Origin of the sequence: Sphingopyxis sp., assembly GCF_035250425.1 — a bacterium.
Lineage (GTDB): Bacteria > Pseudomonadota > Alphaproteobacteria > Sphingomonadales > Sphingomonadaceae > Sphingopyxis.
In genome coordinates, this window is record NZ_DATFFD010000212.1 from 21,869 (window position 1) to 33,956 (window position 12,088).

At 62.8% G+C, this 12,088-nt stretch carries 15 protein-coding genes; 13 read left to right on the forward strand and 2 right to left on the reverse strand.

Annotation, left to right across the window (positions count from 1 at the left end):
- Nucleotides 1-193 precede the first annotated feature (193 nt).
- A complete protein-coding gene (locus VJ811_RS12590; protein WP_324072826.1) occupies nt 194-1,093 on the reverse strand; it encodes a LysR family transcriptional regulator in 900 nt (299 codons plus the stop codon).
- On the opposite strand from VJ811_RS12590, the gene VJ811_RS12595 reads away from it, so the two are divergent.
- The 13 genes from VJ811_RS12595 to VJ811_RS12655 are packed head-to-tail and all read left to right on the forward strand — an operon-like array spanning nt 1,082 to nt 11,841.
- Nucleotides 1,082-1,543 (forward strand): 2Fe-2S iron-sulfur cluster binding domain-containing protein, encoded by a 462-nt coding sequence (locus VJ811_RS12595; protein WP_324072827.1) that lies wholly within the window; start codon nt 1,082-1,084, stop codon nt 1,541-1,543. The genes VJ811_RS12590 and VJ811_RS12595 overlap by 12 nt on opposite strands.
- 38 nt (nt 1,544-1,581) lie before the next feature.
- On the forward strand, nt 1,582-1,965 hold the full coding sequence (locus VJ811_RS12600; RefSeq protein WP_324072829.1) for a heme-binding protein: 384 nt from the start codon (nt 1,582-1,584) through the stop codon (nt 1,963-1,965).
- On the forward strand, nt 1,962-3,422 hold the full coding sequence (locus VJ811_RS12605; RefSeq protein ID WP_324072830.1) for a 2-hydroxymuconic semialdehyde dehydrogenase: 1,461 nt from the start codon (nt 1,962-1,964) through the stop codon (nt 3,420-3,422). The genes VJ811_RS12600 and VJ811_RS12605 overlap by 4 nt, the downstream gene beginning before the upstream one ends.
- A gap of 5 nt (nt 3,423-3,427) precedes the next feature.
- Nucleotides 3,428-4,234 (forward strand): fumarylacetoacetate hydrolase family protein, encoded by an 807-nt coding sequence (locus tag VJ811_RS12610; RefSeq protein WP_324072833.1) that lies wholly within the window; start codon nt 3,428-3,430, stop codon nt 4,232-4,234.
- Nucleotides 4,227-5,012: a 2-oxo-3-hexenedioate decarboxylase gene (dmpH, locus tag VJ811_RS12615; protein WP_324072835.1), complete on the forward strand. Its 786-nt coding sequence runs from the start codon at nt 4,227-4,229 to the stop codon at nt 5,010-5,012. Before VJ811_RS12610 ends, dmpH begins: the two co-directional genes overlap by 8 nt.
- On the forward strand, nt 5,009-6,247 hold the full coding sequence (locus VJ811_RS12620) for an acyl-CoA dehydrogenase family protein (protein ID WP_324072837.1): 1,239 nt from the start codon (nt 5,009-5,011) through the stop codon (nt 6,245-6,247). Before dmpH ends, VJ811_RS12620 begins: the two co-directional genes overlap by 4 nt.
- Nucleotides 6,247-6,456, forward strand: coding sequence for a 4-oxalocrotonate tautomerase family protein (locus tag VJ811_RS12625; RefSeq protein ID WP_324072838.1), 210 nt, complete (start codon nt 6,247-6,249; stop codon nt 6,454-6,456). Before VJ811_RS12620 ends, VJ811_RS12625 begins: the two co-directional genes overlap by 1 nt.
- On the forward strand, nt 6,453-7,376 hold the full coding sequence (locus VJ811_RS12630) for an acetaldehyde dehydrogenase (acetylating) (RefSeq protein ID WP_324072840.1): 924 nt from the start codon (nt 6,453-6,455) through the stop codon (nt 7,374-7,376). The genes VJ811_RS12625 and VJ811_RS12630 overlap by 4 nt, the downstream gene beginning before the upstream one ends.
- Nucleotides 7,373-8,443, forward strand: coding sequence for a 4-hydroxy-2-oxovalerate aldolase (gene dmpG, locus VJ811_RS12635; protein ID WP_324072843.1), 1,071 nt, complete (start codon nt 7,373-7,375; stop codon nt 8,441-8,443). Before VJ811_RS12630 ends, dmpG begins: the two co-directional genes overlap by 4 nt.
- Nucleotides 8,444-8,471: 28 nt before the next feature.
- On the forward strand, nt 8,472-9,404 hold the full coding sequence (locus tag VJ811_RS12640; protein WP_324072844.1) for a catechol 2,3-dioxygenase: 933 nt from the start codon (nt 8,472-8,474) through the stop codon (nt 9,402-9,404).
- Nucleotides 9,391-10,155 carry an SDR family oxidoreductase gene (locus VJ811_RS12645; RefSeq protein ID WP_324072846.1) on the forward strand — a complete coding sequence of 255 codons (765 nt, stop codon included), beginning with the start codon at nt 9,391-9,393 and terminating at the stop codon, nt 10,153-10,155. The genes VJ811_RS12640 and VJ811_RS12645 overlap by 14 nt, the downstream gene beginning before the upstream one ends.
- 9 nt (nt 10,156-10,164) lie before the next feature.
- Nucleotides 10,165-10,608: a tautomerase family protein gene (locus tag VJ811_RS12650; RefSeq protein ID WP_324072848.1), complete on the forward strand. Its 444-nt coding sequence runs from the start codon at nt 10,165-10,167 to the stop codon at nt 10,606-10,608.
- Nucleotides 10,609-10,611: 3 nt separating this feature from the next.
- The gene (locus VJ811_RS12655) at nt 10,612-11,841 is read left to right on the forward strand and encodes an NAD(P)/FAD-dependent oxidoreductase (protein ID WP_324072851.1); all 1,230 of its coding nucleotides are present in this window, start codon (nt 10,612-10,614) and stop codon (nt 11,839-11,841) included.
- Here VJ811_RS12655 and VJ811_RS12660 read toward each other — a convergent pair.
- On the reverse strand, nt 11,831-12,088 hold a 258-nt coding region (locus VJ811_RS12660; protein WP_324072853.1), incomplete at its 5' end, for a hypothetical protein. The genes VJ811_RS12655 and VJ811_RS12660 overlap by 11 nt on opposite strands.

Genomic DNA, 12,088 nt, shown 5'->3' on the forward strand with positions numbered 1-12,088 from the left:
ATCGAGGGGCCTTCGGCCACACGACGTTCACCTCTCCCCATCGCCCTTCGACAAGTCGTCTATGGGCGTCGGTCATTACCGGCAAATACTGTTTGAGGGCGCTCCTGATACCGATTGGGTATCAGGAGCGAGCGAGTCGGTGGCCATCCCCCTAAGGGAAAGCACTCACCGCGCGTCGCACGTTTCGCGTGATCTAAAGGACTTTGTCGCTCGCAAGATCGCGTACCGTTTCCAGGAAACGCGCTAGAATCGGTGACGTGTCGTCTGTCATATAGACACAGCTCAGATCGACCTTCGCGGAGTCAGGGAGGTCGACGAGCGGTTTGTAAACCACATGCTCGATGTCGATCGCGGTCGCGCTCTTCGGGACCATCGCGACGCCGAAGCCTGCCGCGACGAGTGCCACACCCGTCATGACGTCGCCGACCTCTTGCGCCACGCGCGGCACGAAGCCGAGATCGTGACATATGCCGCGCGCTTTTTCGATGAATCCGGGACGGCCGACAGTAGGAAAGAGGATATAACTTTCCTTGGTCAGTTTTCCGAGCTCTAGTGACGGCGCCTGCGCAAGCGGATTGTCGCTGTTGACCGCGAGGAAAATCGGCTCGCGCTCGACACATTCGATCGTAATGTCCGGTAGCGGCTCGAGTAGGCGGTTGAAGGCAACGCTCAAGGTACGGTTTCGCAGCGCATGAATTTGCGCATCCTTCGTCATCGAGTGGATCGAAACATCGATTCCCGGATAGCGATTCCGGAACTGGTGGATGATCTTCGGGATCGTCCCAAGAATACCTGAACCAAAGATGCCGACATCGAGGCGCCCTAGTTCGCCGCGCCCAGCCCGTTTGACCCGATCGATTGCCAGTTCGAGTACCGATCGCGCGTGACGTGCCTCTTCGAGGAACAGCTTGCCCGGCTCGGTCAACGCCATGCCTGAGGCGTGACGTTCGAACAATGTGACCCCCAGCTCTTGTTCGAGCTGCTGGATCTGGCGCGTCAGGGGAGGTTGCGAAATGTTGAGCCGTGACGCGGCCCGACCGACGTGGCCTTCTTCGGCGACGGCGATGAAATAGTTCAGCTGATGAAGTTTCATGGGCGCAGTATAGCTTCGATACCCGTACCGTATCAAGACCGACTTAAAATGGTATTTGCTGGTATTGCACCACGACCGTATCGAAACGGCAAAGAGGCCGCCGTCGCGCGGCCCTCCGACGATGATGGGGCAGGATATTCGCCGATGCAGCGGTTCGAGATCAGCTTTGAAGGCCAGACACAACGCTTTCGCGCCGCGTCCGACCGCACGCTGCTCGCAAGCCTCGTCGCCGAAGGCGACACTGCCCTTAGCATCGGCTGCCGCAGCGGCGGGTGCGGCGTCTGCCGGATCAAGGTTGTCGAAGGCGCCTATCAGACCATGACGATGAACCGCGCGCGTATTTCGCGTGACGATGAAGGTCAGGGCATTGTGCTGGCTTGCCGCATCATTCCCGTTTCGAATCTCAATATCCGCCCGCTGCCCCCCGCGCCAACCGGACTGCCGAACTAATGGGGTCGGCCAGTCTTGCTGCGCCTCTGGTCGAGCATATGCTGACCAGTGCCCGTTCGCAGGCCGAGGCCGACGGCGCGCGGCTCTGCATTGCCGTCGTCGATGCGGCCGGTGGGCTCGCGGGCTTTCTGCGCATGCCCGATGCTTTTTCGATTTCGACCGAGCTCTCAATCGACAAGGCCTGGACCGCCGCAGGCATGCGCCTGTCGACGGCCGACCTTGCCGACGCGCTCGCAAAGGAAACCGAGCAAGTCCGAAGCGGCCTGCTGCGGCGGCCACGCTTGACGGACGTACCCGGAGGGGTTCCCCTGTTCAGCGCGGGCGTGCTCGTGGGTGCCGTCGGCACCTCCGGCGGCTCGACCGAGCAGGATATCCGCGCGGCCGAAGCCGCGATCGGCACATATTTGGAGAAAGCGCCGTGACCGAGTTCAAGCATTTCATCGATGGCGCCTTTGTCGAGAGCGCCAGCGGCAGAAGCTTTGAAAATCGCCGCCCGCATGACGGCGAGCTCGCCGGCCTCGTTGCCGAGGGCGGTAGGGCCGAGGTCGATGCGGCGGTCCGCGCGGCACGCACGGCGCTCGAAGGGCCGTGGCACAAGCTCAGCGTCGACGACCGATCCGACCTGCTGCGCGCCGTCGCCGACGGCATCACACGGCGGTTCGACGATTTTGTCGCGGCGGAAATGGCGGATACCGGCCAGCCCAGGTCGATGATGGCGCATGCCTTCATTCCGCGGGGAGCGGCGAATTTCAAAGTATTCGCCGACGTCATCAAGAATGTCTCGACCGAAAGCTTCCAGACCCCGACGCCTGACGGGGCGGGCGCGCTCAACTATTCGATCCGCAAGCCGAAGGGCGTGATCGGCGTGATCAGTCCCTGGAACTCGCCGCTTCTGCTCATGACATGGAAGGTCGCGCCCGCGCTCGCATGCGGTAACACTGTCGTGGTCAAGCCGTCCGAGGAAACCCCTGGAACCGCGACGCTGCTCGGCGAAGTGATGAACGCCGTGGGTGTTCCCAAGGGTGTCTATAATGTTGTGCACGGCTTCGGTCCCAATTCGGCCGGAGCATTCCTGACCGAGCATCCCGGGGTCGACGCGATCACCTTCACCGGCGAAACCCGCACCGGGACCGTTATCATGAAGGCAGCGGCCGAGGGACTGCGTGACGTTTCTTTCGAGATGGGCGGCAAGAACAGCGCGATCATTTTCGCTGACGCCGATATCGACCAAGTCCTCGATGGCTGCGCGCGCTCCGTCTTTTTGAACACGGGGCAGGTCTGCCTTGGGACCGAGCGCATCTATGTCGAACGCCCCTTGTTCGACCGTTTTGTCGCTGCGCTCGTGGACCGCGCCAAGACTTTGAAGCCTGGCGACCCAACCGACAGCGCCACCAACTTCGGACCGCTGATCTCGCGCGAGCATCAGCAAAAGGTGCTGGGATATTATGAGCGTGCCCGCGACGCGGGTGCGACGGTCTGGACAGGTGGTGGCGCACCTTTGCTCGAGGGCGCGCTCGCCGGCGGCAATTGGGTTGAGCCGACGGTCTGGACCGGCCTCGGCGACGATCATGCCATCATCCAGGAAGAGATTTTCGGGCCCTGCTGCCACGTCCGGCCCTTCGATAGCGAAGCCGAAGTCGTCGCGCTCGCCAACGACACCCAATATGGTCTCGCGACGAGTATCTGGACCCGCGACCTGTCACGCGCGCACCGGATGGCAGCAGCCATCGACGTCGGCATCACATGGGTGAACTGTTGGTTCCTGCGCGACCTCAGAACCCCCTTCGGCGGCTCGAAACAGTCGGGAATCGGCCGCGAGGGCGGCGTTCATAGCCTCGAATTCTACACCGAACTCCGCAACATCTGCATCAAATTGTAAGGCCCATGACGCTCGAAACCGCACAAATCCAATATCATGGCGACGCGCTCTACGAAGCGCTTGTCGGTCGCACGACCCTGCCGCCGCTTCGCGACCGGGTCGAGGGCCTCACCATCGTCGACAGCTATCATATCGCAGCGCATATGGTGCAGCGCCGGGTCGGAGCGGGCGAGACGATCGTCGGCAAGAAGATCGGCGTGACCTCCAAGGCAGTGCAGGACGCCATCGGCGTGTTCGAGCCGGATTTCGGCCAGCTCACATCGGATATGGCCTTTGCCGACGGTGCGGCGATCGAGATCGATATGTTGATCCAACCCAAGGCCGAGGCCGAGATCGCCTTCATTCTCAAGTCCGATCTCAAGGGCCCGGGCGTCACTGCGGCCGATGTGCTGCGTGCCACCGACCATGTCCGCGCCTGCTTCGAGATCGTCGACAGTCGCATCGACAATTGGGACATCAAGATCCTCGACACGGTAGCGGATAACGCATCGTGCGGCGTCTATGCGCTCGGCGCACGCCAGGTCGATCCGCGCGATGTCGACCTGGCGCTGGCCGGGATGTTGGTCGAAAAAAACGGCGAGCTTGCCGCGACCGGGGTCGGCGCCGCGGTCCAGGGCTCGCCGCTCAATTCGGTGGCCTGGCTGGCGAATACGCTCGGCCGTCTCGGCATTCCGTTTCTCGCGGGCGAGGTGATCCTGTCGGGCTCGCTCGGACCACTCATTCCAGTCGCCGCCGGCGACCGGCTAGAGATGCGGATCGGCGGCATCGGTTCCTGCGCGATCAGCTTTTCGGGAGGCGCCAGACATGCTTGAATCGGCCACCATTCACGCGATCGCCGATACCGTCGACTGGGCGCAGTCTAGCGCGAGCACGATCGCGAAATTCACCGACGCTCATCCCGATATGAGTATCGACGACAGCTATGCCGTGCAGGACGAACTTCTGCGCCGCTGGGAAGCGAAAGGCCGCCGTCTTGCGGGGCTCAAAGCGGGCCTCACGTCCAAAGCAAAAATGGAGCAGATGGGCGTCGACGTTCCGAGCTTTGGAATGCTGATGCACGACACCTGCTACCCCGAAGGCTCGCAGATCCCGATGGTGGGGCTCATCCATCCGCGCGTCGAGGCCGAAATCGCCTTTGTCACCAAGACGGAGCTCTCCGGCCCCGATGTGTCGGTCGCCGAGATCCTCGCCGCGACGGACTTCGTCCAGCCGGCTCTCGAAATCATCGACAGCCGCTTCGAGAAGTTCAAATTCGACCTCGTAAGCGTGATTGCCGACAATGGCTCCTCGTCGCGCTTCGTTCTGGGCGGCCGCCCGATGCGGCCCGAAGCGCTTGACCTGTCGACGGTCGGCATCGTCATGGAGCAGAATGGCGCGAGCGTCGCGATGACGTCGTCGGCCGCCGTTCTTGGGCATCCGGCGCGCGCGGTGCAGATGCTCGTCGCCTGGCTCCATGGCCGCGGCCGCAGCCTTTCTGCCGGCTCGATCGTGCTGAGCGGCGCCGCAACCGAAGCGACGCCGGTCGAGGCGGGCGACGCGATCACCGCGCGTTTCCAGGACATGGGCAGCATCACGGTGCAGTTCGTATGAGCGGCGCCGCACCCGGCATCTGGCCCGAACGCCAGGAGCCCTTGCTCTACCATGACCTGATGAGCCCGCAGGAGCTTCTCGACGTGCGCGCCGAGGTCCGCGAATTTTGCGCGCGCGTCGTAGCACCGCGCGCCCGCCAGATTGGCGAAGGGCCCGAGAGCATCGAGCATTTTCCGCACGACGTGTTCAAAGCAATGGGCGAAGCGGGTCTCTTTCGCATCCCGTTCCCCGCCGATGTCGGCGGCCGCGGGCTCCAATATCCGGCTTCCGCGACCGCAGCTGTGATCGAAGAGCTCAGCTATTATTCAAGCTCGGTCGGCGCGATCTACGATGTGCACTGCATCCTCGCGGGCAATGCGCTCGTCCAGGGATCGGATTATCTCAAACATAATTACCTTACGCCATTGCTCGCGGGCGACGTCGTCGGCTCCTTTGCAACCACCGAACCCGAAGCGTCGAGTGACCTATCGGTGTCGTCGATGGTGACGGATGCGGTCGCGGTCGACGGCGGCTGGCGCGTCTCGGGCCAGAAGCGCTTCATCACCAATGCGCCCGTCGCCGCCTTCGTCGTCGCGCTGTGCCGCGAAGGCGGGCGGATGACCGAGCTCGTCATCGATCTCGACAGCGAAGGCGTCCGGGTCGGCAAGCCCGACCGCAAGATCGGCAATAATGGCCAGCTCACCGCCGACATATATTTCGACAATGTGTTTGTGCCCGAAGCGAACCTTCTGGGGCAAAGTGGCGGGGGTCTGCGCGTCGCGCTCAAGACGCTCACCTATGGCCGTATCGGCATCGCAGCGGCGGGCGTCGGCATGGCGCAGTCCCTGTTCGATCATGTTGTGGCACGAATGAAGGAGCGCCGCCTGTTCGGCAAGGCGCTCGCAGAGATGCAGCATTGGCAGTTTCGCGTCGCCGAACGTGCAACCGAAATCGAAAATGCACGCAATCTCTATTTGAAAGCCGCGATCCGCCGAGATCTTGGGACCGAATTTCCCGAGCCCGAGGCCGCAATGGCCAAATATTATGCCACGGGCATCGCGGGCGACTTCGCGCGCGAGGCGGTACAGCTGTTCGGCGGCTATGGCTTCCTGCGCGAGCTGAGCCACGACGGGTCGCACTGTCACGTCGGCGAAGTCTACCGCGACGTCAAAATCGCCGAGATCTACGAAGGTGCGAATGAAATCCAGAAATGGATCATCGCGCGGCACATCTTTGGAAAGGATGTAACCGGCTAATGCCTATCATCTCCGTCACCCTCGCCGAAGGGCGCACCGTCGAGCGCAAGCGCGCCCTCATTCGCGCCATCACCGACGCCGTCGTCGATGCGATCGACGCCAAGCCTGATCAGGTACGCATCATGATCAACGAGTTGCCTCTCGACCATTATGCGGTCGCCGGCGTGACCTTCGGCGAAAAGGTCGAAACCAATGGAGAGTCGGTATGACCAAGATCAAATGTGCCATCATCGGCCCCGGAAACATCGGGACCGACCTGCTCTATAAGCTCCTGCGCTCCGATGTGCTCGAGCCGGTGTGGATGGTCGGTGTCGATCCTAGGTCCGAAGGTCTTGCGCGAGCCCGTGATCTCGGGCTCAAGACGACCGAAGACGGTGTCGACGGCTTGGTGCCGCATGTCGAGGCTGACGGCGTCCAGATCGCATTCGACGCGACATCGGCCTATGTTCATGCCGAAAACAGCCGCAAACTCAACGCGCTTGGCGTCTTGATGATCGATCTCACTCCGGCGGCGATTGGCCCCTTATGCGTCCCCCCTGTCAATCTGGTTCAGCTCGCCGAGCAGGCCGTGATGAACGTAAATATGGTGACATGCGCTGGCCAGGCGACAATCCCGATGGTGAACGCGGTGAGCCGCGTCCAGCCAGTCGGCTATTCGGAGATCATCGCGACGGTGGCCTCCAAGTCGATAGGCCCGGGCACGCGCAAGAATATCGATGAATTCACGCGGACGACCTCGGGCGCCGTGGTCAAGGTGGGCGGCGCCGACACCGGCAAGGCCATCGTCGTCGTCAATCCTGCCGAGCCGCCGCTGATGATGCGCGACACCGTCTATTGCGAAACGATCGACGAGCCCCAGGTCGATGCGATTACCCGCTCGGTCCTCGAAATGATCGCCGAAGTGCAGAAATATGTGCCCGGCTACCGTCTCAAAAATGGCCCGACCTTCGAAGGCAAGAAGGTGTCGATCTTTCTCGAAGTCGAAGGACTTGGCGACTTCCTGCCCAAATATGCGGGCAATCTCGACATCATGACCGCGGCGGCGGCGCGCACCGCGGAGATGTTCGCCACCGACATATTGAGCGGCAAGCTCAAGCTCGAACGCAAGATTGAGGAGGCTGTCCAATGAGCCAGGATGACAATATTCGCGGCCGGAACGTCAAGCTGCACGACATGTGCCTGCGCGATGGCATGCATTCGATGCGCCATCAGATCACGCTCGAGCAGATGGTCGATATCGCCACCGGCCTCGACGAGGCGGGCGTGCCGCTGCTCCAGGTGACGCATGGCGATGGGCTTGGCGGTTCGTCGCTCAATTATGGCCGCGGTCTTCACACCGACAAGGAATATATCACCGCAGTCGCGTCGCGGATGAAGAATGCCATCGTCTCGGTGCTTCATGTTCCCGGTATCGGCACGCTCGACGAGCTGCGCATGGCGGCCGACTGCGGCGCGCGCTGCGTCCATGTCGCCTCGCACTGCACAGAGGCCGATGTCACCGAACAGCATATCGGCCTTGGCCGCCAGCTCGGCATGGACACCGTCGGCTTCCTGATGATGGCGCACATGACCTCGGTTCAAGCCTTTGTCGAACAAGCGCTGTTGATGGAGAGCTATGGCGCGACGACGGTCTATTGCACCGATAGCGCCGGTTATATGCTTCCCGAAGAGGTGACGGCGCGGATCGGCGCGATGCGCGCAGCACTGCAGCCCGACACCGAGATCGGCTTTCATGGCCATCACAACCTCGGCATGGGGGTCGCAAACTCGGTTGCCGCGGTCGCCGCGGGCGCCTCGCGCATCGACGGTTCGGCCGCGGGCCTCGGCGCTGGAGCAGGGAATACGCCGCTCGAACTTTTTGCAGCAGTCGGCGAACGCATGGGAATGGAAACGGGCATCGACGTGTTCAAGCTGATGGACGTGGCCGAAGACCGCGTGCTGCCCATGATGCCGAAGCCGCCGCGCGCCGATCGCGACAGCCTGACGCTCGGCTATGCCGGTGTCTATTCGACGTTCCTGTATGCGGCGAAGGATTGCGAACGCAAATATGGCCTTCCGGCGCGAGATTTACTTGTCGAACTTGGCCGCCTCAAGATGATCGGCGGACAGGAAGACATGATCGAGGACACGGCGCTGACCATGGCGAAAGAGCGCGGCCTTATCGGACATAATAGCCAGGCGCCAATAACGGTCTGAGCACCTGTAGGGACGAAGGAGAGATACGATGTCGGTTACGGGTGTCCTGCGGCTTGGAGAAGTCTGCGTTCGAGTCCTCGATATGGACGAGGCGCGGACGCATTATGGCGTCCACCTCGGCCTGATCGAGACGCTGCGCGAAGGGGACAATCGCACCTATTACAAGGCATGGGACGAGCATGATTGCCACAGCGTCGTCGTCGAAAAGAGCGACCAGTGCGGCGTCAACTATGTCGCGTTCAAGGTACTCGACGACGATACGCTCACGGTCCTTGCCGGGCGGCTTCAAGACTATGGGGTCGAGACGCGCGATATCGCCCCCGGCGTTTACCCGCGCAGCGGACGGCGGGTCGAGTTCACGCTGCCCACGGGGCATATCTGCCAGCTCTACGCAACCAAGGAGCAGGTCGGAAACGGCATGGAGAGCAGCAATCCCGGCACCATTCCCGACGACGATTACGTGCGCGGCATGCGGATCATCCGGCTCGACCACTGCCTGCTCGGCGGGCGCGACATTGCCGCATCGCGCGACCTGTTCCTCAAGGTGTTCGGCTTCAACCTTACCGAGGAACTACAGGATCATGAAAGCCGGGCGCCGCTCGCGAGCTTCGTGAGCTGCTCGAACAAGCCGCACGATATCGCGTTCGTCGCGCAGCCCGACGATGCCAAGCTGCACCACATCTCCTTCCTGCTGGAGTCGGTGAACGATCTCTATCATGCCGCCGATCGCATGGGGAAATATGACATTCCGATCGATTTCGGGCCGAACCGGCACGGCGTGACGCGCGGCGCCACCGTCTATTTCTTCGACAAGTCGGGCAACCGCAACGAGGTCTTCACGGGGGGCTATGTCTATTACCCCGACAATCCCACCCTGATTTGGGACACGTCGAAATTCGGCAACGCGCTATTCAGCCAGGGCAATGTGGTTGTGCCGAGCTTCCTGAATGTCGTCACCTGAACCAAAGGAGCTGGCAGTCGTCGTCGGGGGGAGCGGCGCGCTGGGGTCAGCCATCGTCGACGCGCTCATCGCTGCTGGCCTCCGGGTTGTCAGCGTAGCGCGTTCGGCGGGCGCGCCGGAAAAAGCAGGGGCGGGCCGTGCCGACCACGTCGTTCCGCTGATGGCCGACCTCGCGTGCGACGAGGCGATCGACGCAATCAGCGCCGCGATCGACGCGCCGGTGGCCATGGTCGTGCACGCGCCGGGGGTGCCGGTCGCGGGAGGGGTCCTCGATGTCCCGCCGTCGCTGCTCGGCGAGGCCTGCAATATCAAAGCGGGTGGTTTCGTGCGTCTGGTCCGCGCTGTCGACCATCGCCTCCGCGAGAAATCGCGACTTGTCGCGATTGGCGGCCATTATGGCTTCGAACCTACCGCCTATGCCGCGACGGCGGGCGTTGCGAATGCGGCCCTGGCGAACCTCGTCCGGCAAATGAGCTGGGCTTATGGACCGCGCGGCATCACGGCGCATCTTGTGGCGCCGGGTCCCGCCGATACCGGCCGGCTTCACAATGTGGCAGCCGCGCGAGCTGCGCGCGAGGGGAAGGAGGTCGAGGAGGTTCTGGCCGACATGCGCGCCGAGTCGGCAATCGGCGCCTTTGTTGAACCCGCGCAGATCGGCTGGGCGGTACGCACATTGCTCGCTCCCGAAGCCGACGCGCTCGCCGGTTCGACGCTCTTTCTCGATGCCGGGCGGCGGCGCGCAATTCCTTAGGAGACAGCCATGCCGATCGTGAATTTCTTTCTGGTTCCCGGAGCCTTTGACGACGAGGCAGTCCGGCAGCTGCTCAAAGATGCGAGCCACTTCTATGTCGAGACTCTTTATCCCGGCATGGAGCCGCTGCCGCTTGATCGCGTTCGCGCGTTTGTGACGCTGATCTCGCCCGGCCACTGGGCGACCGCCGGCGTGCCAGTTAGCGAAGGCGGCGAGATTGCCCCCTTTTTTACCTGCCTCGCGCTGGAGGGGCGTCCACAGGAGCAGCTCGAGCGGCTGATGGCCGGATTTACCGATCTGATCGAGAAGCATTTGGGATGCCGGCGCGGCGCCATCCGCGGCCAGCTGCTGTCGATCGACCCGGCGCACTGGAGCATCGGCGGCGAGCCGGCGCGTCTGATGCGCGCCAATGAAACGCAGCTCCGCAGCAACGGCGGTCTGCAGGGAGTCTAGACAATGCCGCAATATGACGTGGTGATCGTGGGGGCCGGACATGGCGGCGCACAGGTTGCGATCATGCTGCGCACGCAGAGGTTCGAGGGTAGTATCGCGATCGTCGGCGACGAGCCCGAGCTGCCCTACGAACGCCCGCCGCTGTCGAAGGAATATTTCGCGGGCGAGAAGGAATTCGAACGCATCCAGCTGCGCCCCGCCAAATATTGGGACGAGCGCGAGGTGAGTATGCTGCTCGGTAAGCGCGTCGTTTCGGTCGATCCGGCAGCACATAGTGTCACGACCGATGGCGGCGAGACGATCGGCTATGGCAAACTCGTTTGGGCGACGGGCGGTGCCCCGCGGATGCTGCCGATCCCCGGCGGCGACCTGCCGGGCGTGCAAGGGGTCCGCACCCGCGCCGACGCCGATGCGATGAAGGCGGCATCGGAAACGGCGCGCCAGATCGTGGTTGTCGGCGGCGGCTATATCGGGCTTGAGGCGGCGGCGGTGCTGCGCAAGGCGGGCAGGAAGGTTGTGCTGCTTGAAGCGCTCGATCGCGTGCTGGCGCGCGTCGCCGGAACCGAATTGTCGCGCTTTTACGAACGCGAGCATCGCGAGCACGGCGTCGACCTGCGGCTGGGCGTGGCGGTCGAAGCGATCGAGGGCGAGACCCATGTTACCGGCGTACGGCTAGCCGACGGCGAAGTTATTCCCGCCGACCTAGTCATCGTCGGCATCGGCATCGTCCCTTCCGTCGGACCGCTGATCGCGGCCGGGGCTGAGGGTGGCAATGGCGTCCTCGTCGACCGGCTGTGCAAGACCAGTCTGCCCGACATTTACGCGATCGGCGACTGCGCCGCGCACGAGAATGACTTTGCCGAAGGCATCGTGATCCGCCTGGAGTCGGTTCAGAACGCCAACGATCAGGCCAACGTCGTCGCCAAGGGCATCGTCGGCGACGAAGCGCATTACCACGCGATCCCGTGGTTCTGGTCGAACCAATATGATCTGAAGCTCCAGACTGCGGGCTTGTCGACGGGGCATGACAGGGCGGTGCTGCGCGGCGATCCCGCCAACCGCAGCTTTTCGGTCGTATATCTCAAGGCCGGAAAAGTCATCGCGATCGACTGCGTCAATGCGACCAAGGATTATGTCCAGGGCCGCATGATCGTCGCCGTCGGGCTTTGCGCGACCGCCGAGCAGCTTGCGGATGCCGAAACGCCATTGAAGAGTCTGCTTGCTACAGCTTGATTATTGCCACTTTAGGGTCTGCTTCTTTGGCTTCGGCCCGCAAAGCTGCCTGACCGCAATCGTTGAGAGTTTCGGACGCCGATAGGCGTCGGAAAGTCTTCGGTGCATCGTTGAGAGTTTCGGACGCCGATAGGCGTCGGAAAGTCTTCGGTGCCCGAACCGCGGTGGTCATGGGCTGGGCTATGGGGAAAGCTGTTTTGCGCTGATGGTGGGGAAGCCAGGTGCTGCCCAAAAGCAGACGTGCGCG